Here is a 20,198-nt window from a genome sequence, read left to right as displayed (position 1 = left end):
TCAGACCGGGTCACCAGATTTTGTAGAAGTGGTGTACAGGTCCGTTACCCTGACCAATATTGAGCTTGTCGGCGTGAGCAATGGCTTGCGCAATGTATTTTTTAGCCTCTGGAATGGCTTCGCTCATGGTGTAACCACGGGCTAACAGGGCGGTGATGGCCGAGGACAGTGTGCAGCCTGTACCGTGGGTGTTACTGGTTTTTATCCAATTGGACTCCAGTCGGTGCAGGGATGTGCCGTCGTGATAAAAATCAACCGCCTTGTCATGATTACCACCAAGGTGACCACCTTTCAGAAGCACCGCCCGAGAGCCAAGCGCCAGCAGAGGCTCAACCATAGCAATCATCTGATCCTGGTTTTCGGGCATTGGACGATCCAGCAGCACCGCTGCTTCATGGAGGTTGGGGGTAATCAGGCTGGCTTTGGGAAGCAGTGATTGTTTGAGGGTTTCAATGGCAGCCTGTTGCAGTAGAACATCACCGCTGGTAGCCACCATAACAGGGTCAACCACCAGGTAAGCCGGGCGGTGGTGAGTCAGAGTATCGGCAACCGCAGTGATGACTTGGGGCTGGCTTAACATACCCACTTTTACGGCTTTGATAGCGAGGTCGGAAAAGACGGAATCCAGCTGTGCACGAATAAAGGCTGGTTCAATGTCAAAAATACCCTGCACGCCCTGAGTATTCTGGGCAGTCAGGGCGGTAATAACACTGCAGCCATAAGCGCCCAGTGCTGAAAAGGCTTTCAGGTCTGCCTGTATACCGGCACCACCACCACTGTCCGATCCGGCAATGGTAAGGGCAATTGGTGTCTCATTTGTCATCGTCATCGTTCGCTTGTTTTTTCGAACTGACCGGGAAACACGCATCCCGGACACCCCAACCAACGGGGCGAGTGCATCATTTCAATGAGTTTGATGTGAACAATCTACGTTCATCCTGAGCGGAGTCGAAGGATGTGGACTCCGAACCAACAAGAAAGACCGTGCCCGGCACCCTTCGACTCCGCTCAGGGTGAACGGAGTTTGGGTGCCATTGACAGAGGGAACCCGTCAATTACATTGAAACCGTGTGCGAGTCTATTTTGTTTCAGTAGGGATGTCCATTCCTCAAAAGGCCGGTTACCGCTGACATTTTTTACAGAAGCAGGTACTGCGATTTCCCAGCCGGATTTCTACTATGGGTGTTGAGCAATGAATGCAGGGTTCTCCCCTGCGTCCATAGACGGCCAGTTCCTGTTTAAAATAGCCAGGCTTCCCGTCACCCCCGACAAAATCCCGCAGGGTTGTGCCGCCTTGCTCAATGGCTTTTGCCAGAGTCTCTTTGATGCTTTCGGTCAGTCGCTCGTAGCGGGCTTTGGAAATTTTTCCACAGGGCCGGTCAGGCCGAATGCCTGCTTTGAACAGGGCTTCATTGGCATAGATGTTGCCGACCCCGACGACCACATGGTTGTCCATGATAAAGGTTTTTACCGGCTGTGTTTTTCCCCGGGATTTGAGATAAAGCCTCTGGGCTGTGAATTCATCGCCAAGAGGTTCCGGGCCGAGTTTGCTTAACAGGTCATGGCTTGTTACATCGTCGTTTATCCACAGAATGGCTCCAAACCTTCTCGGGTCGGTGTATCTCAGCCTTATGCCATGACTGAAAACCAGATCAACATGGTCGTGTTTTTGGGGTTCCTGCGGTTCAGTCAATATGCGCAGGCTTCCGGACATCCCCAGGTGCACCAGCAGGGTTCCAGCGTCGGTTTTGATCAGCAGATATTTCGCCCGCCGTGCGACTGAGCGGATAACCTGTCCGGATAAATGCTGCTGCAACTGTTCCGGAACCGGCCAGCGCAGTCGTGGGTTGCGAACAATAACATCCGATACGGTCTGACCGACAATATGAGGCGCAATACCTCTGCGGGTCGTTTCAACTTCAGGTAATTCAGGCATCTGCAAACAGTAGCAAAGATGTGGTTAAAAGGCGATGTGATGGGTCTCTGACAAAATTACCCATACCAAACGTTGTCATGTGGCTGGTAATATAGTTCCACTTTTACCCCGGTTCAGTTTTGGTAAAAGCACATCCTGAAAGTGAGAAACCATGACAACCAACCCACCACTCTACCAACGCTATTTTAAGGAACTGAGAGAACTTATTTATTTATCGGCCCCGATTCTGGGCGCGCAGCTGGCGACTACCGGTATGGGGTTTGTGGATACCAGCATGGCAGGTCAATATTCGGCAGAAGATCTGGCCGCGGTCGCCATTGGCTCCAGTATCTGGATTCCGCTCTATCTGTTAGTCAGGGGTATCCTGATGGCGACCACACCCACTGTCGCCCATCTGTTTGGTGCCCAAAAAATTGACCAGATTGCGTCACCGGTTCGTCAGGCTATGTGGCTGTCCCTGGTGCTAAGCGTGGTGGGCATGGTGTTGATGATGAACCCCATGCCATTGCTCACTATTCTGGAAGTTGATGCCGATATGGCGGCCAAAACGGAAGCCTACCTGAGGGCATTAGCCTGGGGTGTGCCCGGTATCTGTTTATATCAAACCATGGTCAGCTATTGCGAAGGGCGCTCCATTACCAAACCGGCCATGCTCATCAGCTTTGCTGGTTTGCTGGTTAACATTCCGGTTAATTATGTGCTGATTTATGGCAAGTTTGGCTTTCCGGAAATGGGCAGCGTAGGTTGTGGTTATGCCACCGCCATTTGTTTTTGGGTGATGTGCCTGTTGATGTTCTACCACACCCGGTTCCATCAAAGTCATATTGAAGTGAGTCTGTTCGACCGCTTTGAATGGCCGGAAATAAGGCATATTGCTGCTCACCTGAGACTGGGTGTCCCCATGGGTCTGGCGATCTTTTTTGAAGCCAGTATCTTTTCTGCAGTTGCTTTAGTCATCGGCAAGCTGGGCGCTGTGACCGTTGCCGGTCACCAGATCGCATTGAATGTCTCTGCCATGGCGTTTATGGTGCCGTTGAGTCTGTCCATGGGAATCACCATCCGGGTAGGTCAGGCTCTGGGGGCCGGTGAGCCTCGGGCTGCAAGATTTTCAGGGTATGCTGGTATTGTCTCAACGTTGCTGACCGCTACTTTGACGGCTACCGTTATGTGGGCGTTTGCCGATGTTCTGACATCACTTTATACCCAAAATACAGCGGTTAAAGCACTGGCTGCCCAACTGTTGATTTTTGCTGCATTGTTTCAGTACGCCGATGGGATTCAGGTCGCTTCCAATGGTGCGTTAAGGGGCTACAAGGATACCCGGGTGCCGATGATCATTATTCTGATTGCCTGCTGGGGTATCGCCCTGCCACTGGGCTATACCCTGGGTCTGACGGATTTTATTGTCGATGAACCCATGGGTCCTCATGGTCTCTGGATCGGATTAGTGCTGGCCCTGACGCTTTCGGCGGTATTCCTGCTGTTACGCTTCAGGTCGTTGAGCAAGAGAGCTGTTGAAAAAGCATTGGTAGCCATGGAAGTCGTTTGAGCTATTCCTCAATGCCACCCATGAAGGTCTGGGGCATTCGCCGAAAGAATAATACCTGGTTGTCTGTGAAGTGAAAAATCCCGGCACAGGGAGAGTTTTGTAAGACTCTGCCTGTGCCGGGATTGTTTTATCGTGGCATCGGTTGCCAGTCGGGGTGATCCCTGTTTTTCAAGATGTCAGATAAAGCGAGCAGGATTTTTATCAGGTTAACCACTAGAATCAAAAACTCCCTGATTTGTTGGTGTGGTGCTATCCGTTGATTAATCGAGAGAATGTCATCCAGAGCAGTGACCAGATCGTAGATATTGCTCAATGGCCCGTTCATGAAGACTATGAAGTTTTCCCTGTTGGAGCCAGAGATAAAAGCCTGAGAGTGTGCCCGGCAGTTGTTCCATACAACTTCTGTTTGCCAAACCATAGATATCTCTTCAAAGAGGCTATCAAAAGTGCAAAAGATCCAAGAAAACCAAGACATCCAGATCAATATTGGGCTGAAATTATTGCATTCAAAATAGGTCGACTAATGAAGCTGGATGTTCCTCCTGCTTTTGTTGCACTTAACTCTGACACTGGTGAGTCAGGCTCCATTATTGAATGGTTTTTAGGCTATTCAACCGAGGTAAAGGAACGATTTACCCATGGTGGTGACCATATGCAATCGTTGATTGAAGGCTATGATCGGGAGAAAGGACGATTACACAATCTGGATACCGTTGTTAAATTTTCCAGGCTGCTCTCTCAATTAAAAATTCTCAGTCATAGCTGGCAAGAATACTGGGGCTTATGTCTTTGTTACGATGCCCTGATTGGGAATACCGACCGTCATCAGGAAAACTGGGGAGTTATTTGGAATGACGGCGAGCAATCGGCCAGACTGTCTCCATTTTTTGATAATGGTACCAGTCTTGGTCATGAGCTGTTTGAAAAAAAGATCCGGCATTATACTACTGACGAAAATAGCTTGCGGGCCTACATCCGAAAAGGGCAACATCATATGAAATGGAGTCTTGAGGAGGACAGTCGATTACCTCTTATCGACGGGGTTTATCGCTTCTGTAATAAGTACCCGGCAATTGTTCCTCTGTTGCTTGATAGACTCAGCTGGGGAGAGGATGCTCTGGAAAAGGCACTTAGCGAATTGACAACCTTTAGGATAAAATCGCCACTGACTGTGGAAAGAGCAGATTTTGTATACACGTTAACGATTCTGAGACGGCGTATTCTGCTCGAACATCTGGAGAAAGTCGCAAATGAGGTATATTGAGCATCTGATTGAGCCTGAGCGTTTACTATTGTCATGGCAGGCATTGGAAAGCAGAGACCGTTCACGTTTTGTCGTGGGCGAGCTGGTACGCAAGGAAGGCAAAATTGTTTTCAACTACTTTAAAGACACTGAGGACTTTCAGCAGGCCTGTTTGCATGGTTTTGCGGGTCACCCTGCATTCAGAATCAGGGATGGTGTCATTTCATATGAAAACCAGGTGCTTGAGGCGTTCACTCGTAGAATTCCACCTCGTAACCGTAGCGATTTCTATCGTTATCTGGAGCTTAGGGGGCTTAACCCTGATGCAGAGATGAGTGACTTTACACTGCTAGGATATGTTGGGGCACGGTTACCGGATGATGGGTTTGAGCTGGTTCATCCTTTTGATAATGCAAACGGACCCTTTGAGTTCGTTACTGAAGTGGCAGGGTTTCGTCATGAATCGGAAATCAGCTCAAATGATCTAGCGGTAAGTGCATTGGTCCAATTTATCCCAGAGCCAGATAATCGTCACGATTCTGATGCTATTCGAATTGAGATGGATGGAAACAAACTCGGCTATGTTGATCGGGGTCGGCTTGAGTTGTTTCATCGTCACCTAAAAGCAGGGCACTCTGTTAGCGGCGAGATTATGCGAAAGAATGGCACCAACGAGCGACCATTGATTTTCGTTTATACAAAAGTTAACCCTCAGTTTCATTGATGGTCTGACAAGCTATTTTCTGCCCGCTAGGCCTTTTCTATTTTTAAATGACCATTGTCGTTCATCACGATTTGATTGTATAAGCAAAAACTTGACGTTTTTTCACTCTTTGCCTATATCCGTTGTCCCTTAGCCATGAAAAAAGAGTGACTTATGAAACCCCTCATGCATAAGTTTTTCTCCACACTGTTTTTATTATTCGCAACTACCCTGAACGTTTATGCTGACTATTGTACCAAGGATATGCGCGCTGGTTGCATCTCTGGCACGATGAAAGAGGCGGGCGAGTTAACGACAGATATCTTCGAGGCTGCTCGTCCCGATGTCCTGATGTGTATGCCTTCCGACGCTGGAGCAGAGGCTGGCGATCTGATTGGTAAGGTCATCCCCGGAACTGAGCCAGATTCGTTTGTCTGTGCATACCCGCGATTACTTGATACTACCGTTTTGGACACACAGTACACCGCCAACTTCCGTTGGCTTAATTCAAACTATGAGCATCTTGCCACCTGGCTCAGTTCCTTTGCCCATATTGACAAAAACGAAAATGGCTATCATTACGCATCCAGGAGCTATTACGTATTCAAAAACAGAAACCGGAACCCAGGTCACCTGGACATCTGCGTCCAGTCTACCGTCGGCAAAGGATTTGAATTTGGATATGAAACGGTAACGGATAGTGGTGAGAAGTCATGTGGGGTATTTGTTGGTGCCTTGTATTTCTCACCCTTCTTCCGCCCAGCTTTGAACGACCAGAGCGAGAGTGATGAAGGTAGCAATAAAGCTAGCCATTCAGCGCCCAGCCCTCAAAAGTGTGCAAGGTGTTGGCTTAGTAAGGATGAGGGTAGCAATAAAGTTAGCGATGCAGCTAACGATGAAGACGATTTTTGCTCCAAATGCGAGAGCCCATCGTTCCATGGTGATTGTCCCGGATGTATATGCACTGTTGAACAGTTTTCTCCTGCCTGCCATTTATGTAGTGGTGATGGTTGCACTATTCTTCATTGCTCTGCTTTTACAACTTGGGATAATTGCCCAGCAGGTTCCAGCCTCTATGAACATATTGTCTGCCCCGGTATGAACTGCCCAGCCAAACCCGTTTGTAGTAGGAAACACTGTCACAAAAAACCAGAGTAGTCTTTTTGTCCGGTTAAAAGAATTCAAGCTTCAGACGCCCCTGGCTATGGAACTTGAGTGTGCTTAACCGGACAGCAGTGCCCTGTGGTTGAGCTGCCTGCCTTGCCTCTTCTATAATGCTGCCTTCCCGTTTCCAGTGAAGTGCCCATTGCCACTTCGTGAGGCCCATGAGTGACCCCATGACAAAGACCAAAGTATTAACCGGTATTACCACCACAGGCACGCCACATCTGGGCAATTATGTGGGGGCTATTCGACCTGCGATTGAAGAAAGCCGTGATGAGAATATTCAGTCCTACCTGTTTCTGGCGGACTACCATGCCCTGATCAAAGGGCGTGACCCTAAGCGTATTCACCAGTCCGGGCTGGAAATTGCCGCGACCTGGCTGGCCCTGGGTCTGGATACTGACCGTGTCACTTTCTATCGTCAGTCTGATATTCCGGAAATTATGGAGCTGAACTGGATTGTCGGTTGCATGACCGCCAAAGGTCTGATGAATCGTGCCCATGCCTATAAAGCAGCTACCCAGAGCAATCAGGAAGCGGGCGAGTCTGACCCGGACAAGGGCGTGCTGATGGGGTTGTTCAATTACCCGATCCTGATGGCGGCGGATATCCTGATGTTCAATGCCAACCGTGTTCCAGTGGGCCGTGATCAGGTTCAGCACTTGGAAATGGCCCGGGATATTGCCGGTCGAATGAACCACCACTACAAGACTCAATTTGTGCTGCCAGAGGCGGTAGTGGGTGAAAACACGGCGGTTCTCAATGGCCTGGATGGTCGCAAGATGAGCAAGAGCTATGACAATACTATTCCGTTGTTTGTGCCTGAGAAAAAGCTGCTCAAGCTGATCCGCAAGATCAAAACCAATTCTCTGGAGCCCGGAGAGCCTAAAGATCCGGAAACCTGTACGCTGTTCCAGATCTTTTCGGCTTTTGCAACGGAGCAGGAAGTCGTTGAGAAGCGTCGTCAGTATGAAGCCGGTGCGGGCTGGGGAGATTTGAAAAATGAACTCTTTGAATACATCAACCATGTACTCAGGGAGCCCCGTGAGCGTTATAACGCTCTGATGGCTGATCCGGCATTTATTGAAGCTGAGCTGAAAAAAGGTGCGGACAAGGCCCGTGCTGAAGCAGCACCTTTCCTTCAGGATATCCGCAGTAAAGTAGGTATCCGTCCTTTCGCCTGATTTTCAGGTTCTCAGTCAGTCCTCAGGGGCTGGCTGCCTTACCGGCTCAGGATAAACATCCGGAGTGATAAATACCCTGGTAGTAAATGACAGGTCACGATAGGGTGGGTTGGGATAGATCAGTTCCACAAAGCTGGCTTTCCAACCTTTTTCGGGTGTCTTCAACACGACTTTTACCCGGCAGCTTTCATGGCACTGGAACTTTAGTGCTTCGGATTTAAAGGGGCTGACCTTGGGATTGTCGGGAGTGGTTCGGAAATCTCTGGCTTCAGGATTGACTGCCGTCCACAGTTTCATGGCTTTGGGAGGCATAGAAGCTTCGACTTTCAGGTTTTTATCCGAGAGAGTCCAGTTGATCGTGGGCATGGGACGATCTTCAATGATGGCTCCGTAAAAAGATTCGATGGTTTCACTGACTCGTGTTTGATCCATTTTTAGAATGTAATGTCTCAGGTCTGGAAAAAACTTCAGCCACTTTTCGCCTTTCAGGTCACTGAAGTAAAAACGACTGGAGTCGGGTAAGAAAAAATCATCGCCAGTGGCATTGATGATGTATTTTGGCATGGTCAGCTGAGCGAGGTAGGAATAGGGGTCGACCACTTCCATTAACTGGTTCATAGGTTGGGTGCCGATGGTGTGCATCAGAGAGTAATAGTCTTTAATAGCCGGAGCCCAGCGTTGGTAGCTATTGAACTGGTGTCGCATACTTTTCTGAAGGTTAAGAACATCAATGACCATGGGGATGATGGCTGAAACCCTGTTATCCATTGCCGCGGTCATCCAGGCCGCCCAGCCCCGTTTCGATCCTCCGGCCAATACAAAATGGCTGATTTTTATCTGTTTCTCTTGCATCAGTGCCTGAACGGTATCCATGGCCCGGATGGAAGCCTTGACCATAGGCAGCTGGAGAGGCCAGTTGTAGTTTTTCTCCGGGTTATCGATAAATTTTTGCCAGGTATAGGCAACCAGGGCATCCTCTCTGAGCGGTTTACCCTGTCCAAATCGCAGGAACTGGTTGGGAATATCTTTCAGTTCAACGACAACTGACCGGGTTTTGGCCGCTATCTGGGAAAATTGCAGGGCATCAGTGGCTCCCTTGTTTTTATTGGGGTGATCTTCAGGCTGGTGGATGATGCCGCCATTGATATAGAGCAGGGCACTGTCGGAGCTGATTTTTTCGGGTACATACACCCTGATTCGGTGCTCCCAGACCGGGTCAGAGACCTTGTCCTGCTCGCCTGTCGTCCAGCGCAGAGACTTCATTCTGACAGGGTAGACTTTGACCTTCTGCGCTTTGCCATTCAGCTCAACGCGCTCTTCCGTCGCTGCTGCAACACGCCATTGATAATGCTTATCTTCCTGTTTCAGGTAACAGGGCAGCACGTCATGAAAGTGTTTGCCCAGGTAAGAGGGAGTGCAGTTGTCGGGAGAGATTTTAAGATAACTCCCGGCATAAGCCGGATGCTTCAGAATCAGAAGACAAAAGCAGAGTAATACCAGAAAGCCGGGCTGAGAGCTGGGGATGAGTTCTTTTGTCATTTTAAAACGAGACTGCCTGCTGGAAGTCAGTAGCAAGAAACTCCTTCAACTTTAACTCATGAGTTCGTTGGAGTCTTGCCTTGAGGTTATTGCCAACAAATTTATTACAGGCTTCTGATTTAAGATCAAGGCAGGCCTGAACCCTTTTTTGATATCGAACGTGATCTTTGCTTTTTACCCAAAGGCTCTGACCGGGCAGAAAGCTGTATTCCAGACTGTTTCGTGTGAGTTCAAGAACCCGGTCAAAAGACAGGGGATTCTCGTCACCATGATGATGGCGGAAGCCATAGAGCGCCTCTACGAACTGACTGGTCAAATCGATTTTCAGTATGCCTGGGTCATCAGTAGCCAGCGTCACCGCAATATTGTGACCCAGGTATATAAGAAAGGGATGTGTATCGGGTCCGACATCATTCAATCTCCGGTTACTGGTGAAGGGAACTTCAACCGCAATGTCTTTATCCAGCATGGTTTTCAGTAATTCAGTACTGCAGTTGACGTATTCTTCATGATGGTCGGAGCCGGATTGCTTCAGACAGTTCTGCGCCATAAGGCTTATTCCGTGACCTATACGCTTGGGCTGAACCATCTGAATAGCCTCTGCCAGAGTGGTTCGATAGTAAGAATCCTCGGCCGTGGCCTGAACCAGTTCTCCTGCATGAAGGGTGATATTGTCTTTCACCAGAGGATATTTTTTGTGATTTTTCAGAAAGCTCAGCATTTTCATATGGCTGAGGTAGTCGTCCAGTGCCGTAGGATTATTTTCAGGCCCGTCTATGTTGATGCCCAGTATTTGAGGATCCTTGCCAGAACGGCTTAATTGAGCCAGTTCAAAGGCAAAGATCATCTGGGCGTAAACATGGGGCAGGGTATTCGTCCGGTGAATTTCGTGTAAAAACCGGACGGTGACAGAACAGGCGGGCTGAGCGGAGCCGAGAGAGCATTGCAAATGGTCATCAGACGTTTTCAGAGCGTTGCTTATCTCCTTGGCGGCAGCCTTCAACTGGGTTTGAAAATCCGGCTGGGAGGTCAGTCTGGCACGAAAATCTTCCAGACTTTTGGAGTTATTTGGATCGGGTGTGGGGAGATGGGTGATGAGAGCAAACAACTTACCGGGCCCGCTCGCTTCATTCCAGTAGATAGTTGATTCTATGTAGGAAAGCCCATCAATAGCGGCTTTTTTACGTATAAATGAAACGAAGTGGGCATCTATGCCATCGAAAAGGCCTTCAACCACAGGAAAGTAGTCGAAGAAATGCCTGTCTCGAACTGCTAAGGTGTCGGTACTTTCAGGAAGCGTCAGCAGTTTGATCAGGGCTGCACGGTTTTCTTCATGACTGACATAATCCTTTACGGACTGCGCACAGCAGTCACATGGAGCTATACGCTGGCTTTTATAGATACAAAACCCTCGTTCTATTGCGATATCAATGATTTCTTTGGGCTCGATAGCCCCCATAAGGTGATGATGAAGATTGCCGCCTTTTGGCAGCCGATTCATGACCCTCTGGAGTGCCGGGCGATCATTACGAATACTATCCAGATAGTCATTAGCGTGCTGAGACACTTCGGTAGACCCGGAAGTCTCATTCTCAGGGGCGGAAAAACTGCTGTTGGCAATCAGGAGTAGCAGCACCAAGGCTACTCGAAGAAGAATATGGAAATGCATGTTGGACCGATCTCAAGTGCGGAGAACAATAGTATAGATACATTTTGAGTGGTCATTTCTGGATTGAGTTATCTTTTCCTGTAGACCCATAAAACAGAAAAAAGAGTTAATATAGACATTCAAGTCATCTTTTAAGGTTTTTACTTTATGTCGTTGAAAACCTCTGCTCTACTCCTCCTGGCCCTGTTACTGGGTGGTTGCTCCACGCTGGGCTGGAAAGTGGGGGATATGGCCAAAGTCCGGTTTGATGTCAATGCGCTGGACAAGGAGGGCCTTCGTGGTTCTGGTAACAACGTCAAAGCGGTGTCCTACGAATTCTGCATTCCGGACAAAATCGAGTATGTCGATCAGGTCATGGCGATTGATCCAACGCTGGTTGTGTACCGGGCTTCACCAGGAAAAACACAGTGTCGCCCGGGAGAGTACCTGGCCGTCGGTGACACCCATCAGCTGGATTACTATGAAGTTCTGAGAAAACTGGCAGAGCTGGACTATGTAGAGAGTATTCAGGAAGCGACGTTTGAGTAAGTGTAAAGGGCCTCATTTGGCTGATCAGATAGCAACAGAAAAAGACAACCTTCTGGTCAGAAATCCGGTGTTGCGAAGCTTATACCAGGTGTTAGCAATACTGTGCATTGTGCTTGGTATTATCGGTGCCGTGTTGCCACTTATGCCAACAACGGTATTTTTGTTGATGGCGGTATGGCTCAGTGTTCGCTCTTCACCCAGATTGAATCAGTGGCTGCTGGGGCATCCAAAGTTTGGCCCGGCCCTGCAAAGCTACCTGCGGGACAGGGCACTCTCTCCCAAAACAGGCTATCGGGCTCTGGCGTTACTGTGGCTGAGCATAGGGATTTCAATTTGGCTGATTCCCCAGGTTGTTCTGAAAATAGTGCTGGGGCTGATTGCACTGGCGGTGAGCTGCTATCTTTGGGTACTGATGCGCCGATATCAACAGCCATGAGCTAATGACAGCCGTGAGCCAATGACAGCCTTGAGCTAATGACAGCCTTGAGCTAATGACAGCCTTGAGCTAATGACAGCCTTGAGCTAATGACAGCCTTGAGCCAATGAAAACAACCATCTGACTATAGTAAAGGGAAGTATTAAGTCAGGGTATTATTATGGAGTTGAAAAAACTGTTGCTTGGCGCCGCTATGTTATTGATTCCGATGGCAGGCTACGCAAAGCCAATCTACAAATGTCAGGTTAATGGCGCTGTGGTCTTTACCGAAGAAAAGTGTGATGGCAATGCCAAACCCATTGAGCTTAAGGGACTGGCGGCACCGCTTGAGCCATTTGATATGGAGAAGCTGCGGGGGATGGATGAAAAAGTCCGGGCCCGGATGATCGAGGATCGTATAAGCCTCAGGCAGAAACGCATTCGAACCTATCGTCACCGTATGCAGGCCGAGCTGAAACAGCTGCAGCCCAAAGCCGGTAAAAAGACTCAGCAGAACAAGAACCTGCCCCGTAACAGTATCCAGGATAAAGAGATCAATACCCAGCTGAAGTCCATTGCCAACAGTGTTGAGCTGGATACCAAAGGTACCTTGTCTGATCAGATGAATGCGGTGGTGGCTCGTTATAAAACCCTGATCGAAGCAGAGCAGTTTCAAATTGAACTCTTGTTGCAGGAGCTGAGAGTTAACCAGATGATGCAACAAAACACCTCCCGGAACCCCTGAAACGCTATTGTAAATTGACTTGCAAGCTGTCGGTACCGGGCTCACTATTCACTCCAATGAAAGCTGTTAAAAATGTGCTGAATGCTGGCGCTCTTCTGGGGGAATGCCCCCGCTGGCATGAGCCCACGTCCACCCTCTACTGGGTTGATATCACCGGAAAATCTCTCAACAGCTGGCAGCCAGAGTCCGGTGCCCGCCGGTCTTTAGCTCTGCCCGAAGAAATAGGCTGTTTTGTCTTCAGGGAATCCCGTGGTCTGGTTGCGGCTTTGCGTTCCGGCTTGGTGTTTATTGACGCCATTGAGTCGGGTCGTATCACTCCGATTTGTGATCCAGAGTCTGACAAACCTCATAATCGCTTTAACGATGGTCGCTGCGATGCCCTGGGAAGATTCTGGGTGGGATCGGTTTATCCCCCCAAAGACAAGTCGGATGCCTGGATTTATATGCTGGATAACCAACTGGATTGCCGAAGAAAGGCAGGCCCCCTGTTAACCAGTAACGGCATCGCTTTCAGTCCGGATAATCGAACGTTCTATTATGCCGATACCCCCGAGCACACGATTTATGCCTGCGACTTTGATCTTGAAAGTGCTGAGCTGAGCAATCGCCGGGTTTTTCATCGATTCCCTGTTGGACAGGGACGGCCTGATGGTTGTGCTGTTGATGAAGAAGGTTGTTACTGGACAGCACTTTTTGCTGGTGGCGCAGTGGTCAGATTGTCTCCCGGTGGCGTGCTTCTGGAGACCATTAGTTTGCCGGTTAAATACCCAACCATGGTCGCTTTTGGTGGCGATGATTATGCAACGTTGTTTATCACCAGTTGTCGTCAGGCTTGTTCTGACGACGAGCTGGCGTTGTATCCCGAATCAGGCGCTATTTTTGCTGTAGAGGCTGGCGTCAGGGGGGTGAAAGAAAACCGGTTTGTTTTTTAGTCAGGGCTACCGGATGCTATCTGCTAACTACCGCCATAGTCAGTCGTGAAATGCAGGTCAGCTGCCCCTGCTCATTTTCGATCCTGATTTCCCAGACCTGCGTACTTCTGCCAATGTGCACGGCTTTGGCAGTACCCGTCACCTGTCCGGAAGAGGCTGACTTGAGGTGGTTGGCATTGATCTCAAGACCGACACAATAGTGATTTTCTGCACAGCAGAGGTTGGCACCAATGCTGCCCAGGGTTTCCGCCAGGACCACCGAGGCGCCACCGTGCAAAAGTCCAACAGGCTGTTTGGTCCTCTCGTCTACCGGCATGGTGCCACGAATAAAGTCGTCGCCTATTGCTACTATCTTTATACCCACATGGCTGCACATATTGCCTTCACATTTCTGATTCAGGCTTTCTGGAGTCGCCTGGGTCTTCCATATTGACATGGCCGTCACCTTTTATTTTGTTGAGTCTTCGGTTTCACAGGAGGAGCTGCTATGAAACTCCGGGCATCTTTTTATTCTCTGGACACTGGTTCGTCACCAGTGGGCATCATTCTGGTTACGGCCCTGCTGGCATTCTTCGCAGTCGGAGTAAAAGCGGCTCCGACAGAAGCTCTGACGAATCAGGATGAAGCATACAGCCAGCTGGAGCAAAAACTCAATCTCACCGATGAACAAAAACCCAGGGTAGACGTCATCCTTCAGGATAACTGGGAGAATATCAAAAAGATTCGGGCCTCCGACGAGAGCCGGCTAAGTAAAATCAGGGCGCTTAAGAAAAACAGGGATGAAACAAAAAAGAGACTGGCGAGGGTACTGAACGACCAGCAGATGCAGACTTACCAGGAACTGCGCAAGGAAATGCGGGATAATCTGAAAGAATATCGGGATCAGAAAACACTTGAATAAACGTCTATGGATAAACGTCAGGTGTCACTCTGATGCCTGACGTCAGGATCAGGTCTGGATACGCTCCATTGTCGAAGGCCAGTTCAATAAAGAATGCCGTCCAGCCACTCTCAGGTGCAGTGGGGCAAAACTGAAAGGTCCAGGGCATGGAGTCGACGGGTTTTATGTGGGTTGCCTGATAACCGATACCTGCCTGTCGCAGTACATCTTTTCGGAAGTCTCTGGCCTCCGGGTTATGGCAGAGCCAGGCACGGGCTAATTTAGGTTCAAGGCTGGTTCTGATTTCCAGACCGCCTTCATCCAGCAGTCGCCAGTTCATGGCGGGCATATCCTGCTCCGAGATCAGCGCACCAAAAACAGAAGCCATGATCTCATCGGTGTTGACAGCGCTGTCCCGGCCCAGGTAATGGCTGGCATTGGGCAAATACCTTAGCCAGGTTAATTCGGATAATTTGGGGTAATAGAAACGGGCAGAGTCCGGTGGAAAGAACTCATCACAACTGGCGTTGATAATAAACGTAGGCAGAAAAAGCTGGTTTCTATAAACAAAAGGGTCAATATCGTTCAGTAATTGCTGCATTCCCGGAGATTCCAGGTTTGACAGAATGTCATGATCACTGTCTTCATAATCGCTGAAGGCACTGGCAAAGCCGCCATAAACATTCAGATGATGATAAATACAGGCCTGCACGTTTAATACATCAATGACCAGCGGGATAAGCGCCATGACCCTTTGGTCTGCGGCTGCCGTCAACCATGAGATCCAGCCCCGTTTGGAAGCTCCGGCGACAATGAACTCAGCAATTCGGGAGTCTGATTGTTTACTGAGCGTTGCACTGAACTCGCACAGGGCATCCATGGCCCGGATAACACTTTTTACCATGGGCCATTGAACGGGCATAAAACCATTGTTTTCAGGATCTTCAAGAAAGGTTTGCCAGGAAAAAGCAACCAGATCATCTTCCGACCTGGGAACGCCATCCTCAAAGGTCAGGGGCTGATTGGGAACATCCCTGAGGATGGCCACAGGCGCCTGGGTGAGCTGGCATAATCGTGCACCATCGACAATGTGCGAGGGTGTGAATTCAAGGGATGGATCATGCCTTGAGCCGCCATGAATCATCAGCAGGCAGGGCTTTTCTGAATGTTGCTCAGGCCAGTGTTGCTCAGGCCAGTGTTGCTCAGGCCAGTAAAGTGTCAGCCGGTGTTGCCATTGGGGCTGACGGAGACCAAACCGAATGCCTTCCTGCCAGGTCTGGGAAATAAGCTCCAACTGATTGATTGAGACGGTTGGAAACTCATCACAATGGTAAGTTTCAAGGCAGCGCCAGTTGAAGTGGTCTTCTTTTTTGTTCAGGAAATCCAGAAATTTTGAATTCAATGGCTGACCTCCCGGCTGCTGAAGTTTCCTTCAATGTCATCGGCTGTTTTTCAATGAATAACAGTGAGTCAGTTTACCCTGTCTTCGGAAAAAAGGTTCGATCTGGCGAACTTTTTTTATGGAGTCAGGGTCGAAGAGAGCAGAACACATTTATTACTTGGGTGCAGGTTCTGGTTAAAGCTAAAAAATCGACTAAACCTTAAGTACTTAGCCATAGCGAATCGAATATTTCTGGCTGAGTACTTATGTTGCCTGTTCACGAAGTTTCTGGAGTCTCATGTGCTGATTGTTGCCGAAACGCCCCGACTGATCCTGAGAACCTGGCAGGAAACCGATCTACAAGATTACGCCAATATCATTGGAGAACCCCTCAATGAACGGCAATATAATACTTACTCCCCGGCCTCCACAGCGGAAACCGATCTTTGGCGCTATCAGGTCGAAATTGACCAGAGAGGCTGGTCTCGTTGGGCCGTTGTGCTGAAAGAGAATTACAGGCTGATTGGCAGCTGCGGATTTTCAGCTTATGGTGATACCGTTGAAATGAGCTGGCAATTCAATCCAGAGTATCGTGGCCGGGGGCTGGTGATTGAAGCGGCGGAAGCTGTGACGGATTTGGGCTTCACAAGACTGGGCTTTAAAGAAATCATCTCTTTTGTGTTACCTGAGAATGAGTTTGCCCTGGATGTGATTGAGTCGTTGGGCATGAGCCTGGCGGGGTATGAAGGCTGGTGTAATATAACAGTGGCCCGGTTTAGCCTGAGTTCGACAGAAGCTCTCAGTCATCCTCATTGACCTGAATAAGGGCTCAACGAACGCCTCCTGAAGCGATACTGTTCCGAACGATCATTCACGCTGACAACAATAACGGAATCGCATTTTATGGCCTATCGATTTGTACACTTGTCTGACCCCCAGTTAGTTCCAGCGGGCAGGTTGAACTACGACATTGATCCACAGGCAAGGTTACAACACTGCGTCGACACACTGTTGCAGGAAGTACCAGAAGCCAGTGCCTGCATTATTACCGGTGACCTGACTCACTGGGGCGAGAAAGCAGCCTATAACGTCTTGAAAAATGAGCTGAACAGACTGCCTTTCCCGGTCTATTGCCTGATGGGCAACCACGATCACCGACAGAATTTTCTGGCAGTTTTCCCGGACCACCCAAGACAGCAGGAAGGTTTTATTCAATTTACGGTTGCGACAGAACGAGTCAACCTGATCTGTCTCGATACGCTGGATAGCAAAAAGCGCAGCGGGATGCTCTGTGAGCAAAGGCTGACATGGCTAAAGCATGAACTGGAGGCTTCAGATAAACCGGTTTGCCTGTTTATGCATCACCCCCCTTTTGCAACGGGATTGGCGAGTATGGACAGGGATAATCTGAGCAATTCTGAAGCATTCTGGTCAGTGATCCAGCCTCATAAAGAGCGGATCCGGCATGTGTTCTTTGGCCATCTGCATCGTTCTGTTTCCGGCAGTTGGCAGGGGATCAGTTATTCATGCCCGGCTTCTCTGGTGCACCAGACACCGTTTGATTTTGATAACCCTAAACCAGACGCTGTTTCGCCGGAGCCTCCGGTTTATAACCTGGTGGATATTCACCCCGACAGAGTGGTTGTACACACTCACAATTTTTTGCATGATTCTCCCGCTATCAACAGCAAAACCTGTCAACGCTATCAAAAGCCTGTGGACCCTGCCCCATGAACTTTAATGAACCTGCACTCCTGAAAAGCTGGGAAGAACGCTTCGTCGAATTCCTGCAAGGCCGGGACTGCGATGATGCATCTCACGACATTTCCCATTTTCAGCGGGTCTGGAAAACCGCACGACAGTTGATGAATGAAGGTCATTTTGAGATTAACCGGCTGGTGGTGCTTGCCGCTTGTTATTTTCATGACATTGTGGTGTTGCCAAAAAACCATCCTGAGCGTTCGAAAGCGTCTGCGCTGGCGGCTGAAGAGACCGAAAGTTGCCTGAAATCCCTGGCGTTTCCTGAAGATCTGATCGGTGCCGTGTGCCATGCCGTAAAAACACACAGTTATTCTGCTGGCCTCACTCCTGAGACGGTGGAGGCGGAAGTGGTTCAGGATGCCGACCGGATGGAAGCCCTGGGCGCGATTGGTATTGCCCGTTGTTTTTATACCGGTGGCAAACTGGGTCAGAAACTGTTTGATCCTGAAGACCCTATGGGGGAAAACCGGACGCTGAACGATCGCCAGTACTCGCTGGATCATTTTGAAATCAAGCTCATGCAGATTCAAAAAACCATGAAAACAGAGCCCGGACGTAAAATGGCGGCCCGTCACAGCGAATTTTTGCAAGCCTTCAGAGCGCAGTTGTGTAGGGAGCTTTCAGGGGATTACAGCTGAAGTTTATTGGTGCTTTTCTGTCGGCATGGTGGAAATCTACTTATACTTTCCGAGACTCTTGTCGGAACGCCATAGGCTGAGACTGAAACCAGAAGGGCAGCAAAACGATGGCTTGCGAAAAAAATACGTCTGATTTTGATCGGCAGTTACTGATGGACGCCTGTCGTCCTTTTCCCAACTCCCAAAAAACCTATGTAACAGGCAGTCGCGAAGATGTTCGTGTCGGTATGCGGAAAGTTCAGCTACACGACACCCCTGAACGTTTTGGCGGCGGCAAGAATGAATCGGTGCGGATTTATGACACCTCGGGCAGTTACACAGAGACCGGCGTTCCCCATGATTTGAATCAGGGTCTGCCCGGTTTGCGCTCACGATGGATTGAAGAGAGAGCGGATACCGAACGGCTGGACGATCGCTCCTCGGAATTTGCCCGCTCCCGTCAGTTTGACCTGCGTTTGCAAGAGATTCGTTTCAAAGCACTGAGAACACCCCGCAGGGCCAGGGCTGGCCAAAATGTCTCCCAGCTGCATTATGCCAGAAAGGGGATAGTTACTCCGGAAATGGAGTATATTGCGATTCGTGAGAATATGGGTCGCACTGAAGGTTCTTATATCACTTCGGAGTTTGTCAGAAAGGAAGTGGCTGAAGGGCGCGCCATTATCCCGGCCAATATTAATCACCCTGAGTCCGAGCCCATGATTATCGGGCGTAACTTTCTGGTGAAGATCAATGCCAATATTGGCAACTCTGCCGTAACCTCTTCCATTGAAGAAGAAGTGGAAAAGATGCTCTGGTCGGTTCGCTGGGGTGGCGATACGGTGATGGACTTATCCACAGGCAAAAACATCCATGAAACCCGTGAATGGATTATCAGGAACTCCCCTGTGCCGGTGGGAACAGTGCCTATCTACCAAGCCCTGGAAAAGGTCAGGGGTAAGGTGCAAGACCTCAGCTGGGAGGTCATGAAGGACACTATCATCGAGCAGGCAGAGCAGGGAGTGGATTACATGACGATCCACGCCGGTGTTCTCAGGGAGCATGTCGCTAAAACCAGAAACAGGGTGACCGGCATTGTTTCCCGTGGAGGAGGGATTCTGGGGCAGTGGATGCAGATGCATGATGCCGAGAATTTTTTATACGACCATTTTCGTGAGTTGTGCGAAATCTGTCAGGCTTACGATATCAGCCTGTCCCTGGGTGATGGCTTGCGTCCCGGTTGCATCGCAGATGCCAACGATAAAGCACAGTTTGGCGAACTGAAAACCCTTGGAGAGCTGACCAGGATGGCCTGGGAATACGATGTTCAGGTCATGATTGAAGGACCGGGCCATGTCCCCATGCACCTGATTAAGGAAAACATGGAGATGCAGCTGGAGCATTGTCATGAAGCGCCTTTCTATACCCTTGGGCCTCTGACTACCGATGTGGCACCCGGCTATGACCATATTACTTCAGGCATTGGAGCGGCCATGATCGGCTGGTATGGCTGTGCGATGCTTTGTTATGTCACCCCCAAAGAGCATCTTGGACTGCCTGACAGAGAGGATGTAAAAGCGGGCTTGATAGCTTATAAAATTGCCGCTCATGCCGCTGATCTGGCCAAAGGTCATCCCGGTGCCCAGGTTCGGGATAATGCCCTGTCCAAGGCTCGTTTCGAATTCCGTTGGCTGGATCAGTTTAATCTGGCTCTGGATCCTGATACGGCGAAAGCCTATCACGATCAGACCTTACCTCAGGAAGGTGCGAAGGAATCAGAGTTCTGCTCCATGTGCGGACCTGATTTCTGCCCCATGCGCATGACCCGGGACGTGCGTGAACTGGAAGAAACTGCCTGAAAATAAACCCCGGGAGCCAGCCCTCCGGCTGGCTCCTTCCCTGCTGTCGAATAAATGACGCAACTACTGCTTGCTAATCTTTTGGGAACGCTTTGT

21 protein-coding genes are annotated in these 20,198 nt (G+C 49.5%); 14 read left to right on the top strand and 7 right to left on the bottom strand.

All coding sequences use genetic code 11. The features are described 5' to 3' along the window. Positions 1-10: 10 nt before the first annotated feature. Positions 11-823 carry a bifunctional hydroxymethylpyrimidine kinase/phosphomethylpyrimidine kinase gene (gene thiD / locus K7B67_RS18745; protein WP_252177387.1) on the bottom strand — a complete coding sequence of 271 codons (813 nt, stop codon included), beginning with the start codon at positions 821-823 and terminating at the stop codon, positions 11-13. Between the two features lie 297 nt (positions 824-1,120). After that, entirely contained in the window at positions 1,121-1,936 is an 816-nt protein-coding gene (mutM, locus tag K7B67_RS18740) for a bifunctional DNA-formamidopyrimidine glycosylase/DNA-(apurinic or apyrimidinic site) lyase (protein ID WP_252177386.1), read from the bottom strand. A 151-nt stretch (positions 1,937-2,087) separates the two neighbouring features. On the opposite strand from mutM, the gene K7B67_RS18735 reads away from it, so the two are divergent. Next, positions 2,088-3,485: an MATE family efflux transporter gene (locus tag K7B67_RS18735; RefSeq protein ID WP_252177385.1), complete on the top strand. Its 1,398-nt coding sequence runs from the start codon at positions 2,088-2,090 to the stop codon at positions 3,483-3,485. A 127-nt stretch (positions 3,486-3,612) separates the two neighbouring features. Here K7B67_RS18735 and K7B67_RS18730 read toward each other — a convergent pair whose 3' ends face one another. After that, a complete protein-coding gene (locus K7B67_RS18730) occupies positions 3,613-3,903 on the bottom strand; it encodes a hypothetical protein (protein ID WP_252177384.1) in 291 nt (96 codons plus the stop codon). Here K7B67_RS18730 and K7B67_RS18725 point away from each other — a divergent pair. From K7B67_RS18725 to K7B67_RS18710, 4 genes are all read left to right on the top strand, one after another. After that, on the top strand, positions 3,892-4,749 hold the full coding sequence (locus tag K7B67_RS18725; protein ID WP_252177383.1) for a HipA domain-containing protein: 858 nt from the start codon (positions 3,892-3,894) through the stop codon (positions 4,747-4,749). The two genes, K7B67_RS18730 and K7B67_RS18725, sit on opposite strands and share 12 nt — an antisense overlap. Before the next feature lie 43 nt (positions 4,750-4,792). Next, a complete protein-coding gene (locus K7B67_RS18720; protein ID WP_252177382.1) occupies positions 4,793-5,452 on the top strand; it encodes an HIRAN domain-containing protein in 660 nt (219 codons plus the stop codon). A 165-nt stretch (positions 5,453-5,617) separates the two neighbouring features. Next, entirely contained in the window at positions 5,618-6,589 is a 972-nt protein-coding gene (locus tag K7B67_RS18715; protein WP_252177381.1) for a hypothetical protein, read from the top strand. Positions 6,590-6,768: 179 nt separating this feature from the next. After that, entirely contained in the window at positions 6,769-7,779 is a 1,011-nt protein-coding gene (locus K7B67_RS18710) for a tryptophan--tRNA ligase (RefSeq protein WP_252177380.1), read from the top strand. 15 nt (positions 7,780-7,794) lie between these two features. Here the strand turns inward: K7B67_RS18710 and K7B67_RS18705 are convergent, their stop codons facing one another. Together K7B67_RS18705 and K7B67_RS18700 are read right to left on the bottom strand one after the other, a co-directional pair. Beyond that, positions 7,795-9,318, bottom strand: coding sequence for a PhoPQ-activated protein PqaA family protein (locus K7B67_RS18705; protein WP_252177379.1), 1,524 nt, complete (start codon positions 9,316-9,318; stop codon positions 7,795-7,797). A 1-nt stretch (position 9,319) separates the two neighbouring features. Further along, positions 9,320-10,987, bottom strand: a complete 1,668-nt coding sequence (locus K7B67_RS18700; RefSeq protein WP_252177378.1) for a hypothetical protein — start codon at positions 10,985-10,987, stop codon at positions 9,320-9,322. Between the two features lie 147 nt (positions 10,988-11,134). Between K7B67_RS18700 and K7B67_RS18695 the strand changes: the two genes are divergently transcribed. The 4 genes from K7B67_RS18695 to K7B67_RS18680 all read left to right on the top strand — a co-directional run bounded on the left by K7B67_RS18695 (position 11,135) and on the right by K7B67_RS18680 (position 13,607). Then, positions 11,135-11,515 carry a hypothetical protein gene (locus K7B67_RS18695; RefSeq protein WP_252177377.1) on the top strand — a complete coding sequence of 127 codons (381 nt, stop codon included), beginning with the start codon at positions 11,135-11,137 and terminating at the stop codon, positions 11,513-11,515. Then, positions 11,508-11,951: a YbaN family protein gene (locus K7B67_RS18690; protein WP_252177376.1), complete on the top strand. Its 444-nt coding sequence runs from the start codon at positions 11,508-11,510 to the stop codon at positions 11,949-11,951. The genes K7B67_RS18695 and K7B67_RS18690 overlap by 8 nt, the downstream gene beginning before the upstream one ends. A gap of 160 nt (positions 11,952-12,111) precedes the next feature. Further along, entirely contained in the window at positions 12,112-12,675 is a 564-nt protein-coding gene (locus K7B67_RS18685) for a hypothetical protein (protein ID WP_252177375.1), read from the top strand. A gap of 56 nt (positions 12,676-12,731) precedes the next feature. Then, a complete protein-coding gene (locus K7B67_RS18680; RefSeq protein WP_252177374.1) occupies positions 12,732-13,607 on the top strand; it encodes an SMP-30/gluconolactonase/LRE family protein in 876 nt (291 codons plus the stop codon). Between the two features lie 16 nt (positions 13,608-13,623). Here the strand turns inward: K7B67_RS18680 and K7B67_RS18675 are convergent, their stop codons facing one another. After that, a complete protein-coding gene (locus tag K7B67_RS18675; protein WP_276576710.1) occupies positions 13,624-14,043 on the bottom strand; it encodes a hotdog fold thioesterase in 420 nt (139 codons plus the stop codon). A gap of 51 nt (positions 14,044-14,094) precedes the next feature. Here K7B67_RS18675 and K7B67_RS18670 point away from each other — a divergent pair, with 51 nt between their 5' ends. Next, a complete protein-coding gene (locus K7B67_RS18670; RefSeq protein WP_252177373.1) occupies positions 14,095-14,508 on the top strand; it encodes a Spy/CpxP family protein refolding chaperone in 414 nt (137 codons plus the stop codon). A gap of 4 nt (positions 14,509-14,512) precedes the next feature. Here the strand turns inward: K7B67_RS18670 and K7B67_RS18665 are convergent, their stop codons facing one another. After that, a complete protein-coding gene (locus tag K7B67_RS18665) occupies positions 14,513-15,889 on the bottom strand; it encodes a PhoPQ-activated protein PqaA family protein (RefSeq protein WP_252177372.1) in 1,377 nt (458 codons plus the stop codon). 279 nt (positions 15,890-16,168) lie between these two features. On the opposite strand from K7B67_RS18665, the gene K7B67_RS18660 reads away from it, so the two are divergent. The 4 genes from K7B67_RS18660 to thiC all read left to right on the top strand — a co-directional run bounded on the left by K7B67_RS18660 (position 16,169) and on the right by thiC (position 20,102). After that, positions 16,169-16,684, top strand: coding sequence for a GNAT family N-acetyltransferase (locus tag K7B67_RS18660; protein ID WP_252177371.1), 516 nt, complete (start codon positions 16,169-16,171; stop codon positions 16,682-16,684). 87 nt (positions 16,685-16,771) lie between these two features. Next, positions 16,772-17,602, top strand: a complete 831-nt coding sequence (locus tag K7B67_RS18655) for a phosphodiesterase (RefSeq protein ID WP_252177370.1) — start codon at positions 16,772-16,774, stop codon at positions 17,600-17,602. After that, on the top strand, positions 17,599-18,267 hold the full coding sequence (locus tag K7B67_RS18650) for an HD domain-containing protein (protein WP_252177369.1): 669 nt from the start codon (positions 17,599-17,601) through the stop codon (positions 18,265-18,267). The genes K7B67_RS18655 and K7B67_RS18650 overlap by 4 nt, the downstream gene beginning before the upstream one ends. A gap of 152 nt (positions 18,268-18,419) precedes the next feature. Next, positions 18,420-20,102, top strand: a complete 1,683-nt coding sequence (gene thiC, locus K7B67_RS18645) for a phosphomethylpyrimidine synthase ThiC (RefSeq protein ID WP_346658279.1) — start codon at positions 18,420-18,422, stop codon at positions 20,100-20,102. Positions 20,103-20,198: the final 96 nt, after the last annotated feature.

It is taken from the genome of Endozoicomonas sp. 4G, assembly GCF_023822025.1.
GTDB lineage: Bacteria > Pseudomonadota > Gammaproteobacteria > Pseudomonadales > Endozoicomonadaceae > Endozoicomonas_A.
The sequence above is the reverse complement of the archived record's forward strand: the minus strand, read 5'-3'. Positions and strand labels throughout refer to the sequence as shown.

Coding starts and splice junctions, on each gene's coding strand:
- thiD (WP_252177387.1), bottom strand. CDS start 823: ATGACAAATGAGACACCAATTGCCCTTACCATTGCCGGATCGGACAGT.
- mutM (WP_252177386.1), bottom strand. CDS start 1,936: ATGCCTGAATTACCTGAAGTTGAAACGACCCGCAGAGGTATTGCGCCT.
- K7B67_RS18735 (WP_252177385.1), top strand. CDS start 2,088: ATGACAACCAACCCACCACTCTACCAACGCTATTTTAAGGAACTGAGA.
- K7B67_RS18730 (WP_252177384.1), bottom strand. CDS start 3,903: ATGGTTTGGCAAACAGAAGTTGTATGGAACAACTGCCGGGCACACTCT.
- K7B67_RS18715 (WP_252177381.1), top strand. CDS start 5,618: ATGCATAAGTTTTTCTCCACACTGTTTTTATTATTCGCAACTACCCTG.
- K7B67_RS18710 (WP_252177380.1), top strand. CDS start 6,769: ATGACAAAGACCAAAGTATTAACCGGTATTACCACCACAGGCACGCCA.
- K7B67_RS18705 (WP_252177379.1), bottom strand. CDS start 9,318: ATGACAAAAGAACTCATCCCCAGCTCTCAGCCCGGCTTTCTGGTATTA.
- K7B67_RS18700 (WP_252177378.1), bottom strand. CDS start 10,987: ATGCATTTCCATATTCTTCTTCGAGTAGCCTTGGTGCTGCTACTCCTG.
- K7B67_RS18695 (WP_252177377.1), top strand. CDS start 11,135: ATGTCGTTGAAAACCTCTGCTCTACTCCTCCTGGCCCTGTTACTGGGT.
- K7B67_RS18685 (WP_252177375.1), top strand. CDS start 12,112: ATGGAGTTGAAAAAACTGTTGCTTGGCGCCGCTATGTTATTGATTCCG.
- K7B67_RS18680 (WP_252177374.1), top strand. CDS start 12,732: ATGAAAGCTGTTAAAAATGTGCTGAATGCTGGCGCTCTTCTGGGGGAA.
- K7B67_RS18675 (WP_276576710.1), bottom strand. CDS start 14,043: ATGTCAATATGGAAGACCCAGGCGACTCCAGAAAGCCTGAATCAGAAA.
- K7B67_RS18670 (WP_252177373.1), top strand. CDS start 14,095: ATGAAACTCCGGGCATCTTTTTATTCTCTGGACACTGGTTCGTCACCA.
- K7B67_RS18655 (WP_252177370.1), top strand. CDS start 16,772: ATGGCCTATCGATTTGTACACTTGTCTGACCCCCAGTTAGTTCCAGCG.
- K7B67_RS18650 (WP_252177369.1), top strand. CDS start 17,599: ATGAACTTTAATGAACCTGCACTCCTGAAAAGCTGGGAAGAACGCTTC.
- thiC (WP_346658279.1), top strand. CDS start 18,420: ATGGACGCCTGTCGTCCTTTTCCCAACTCCCAAAAAACCTATGTAACA.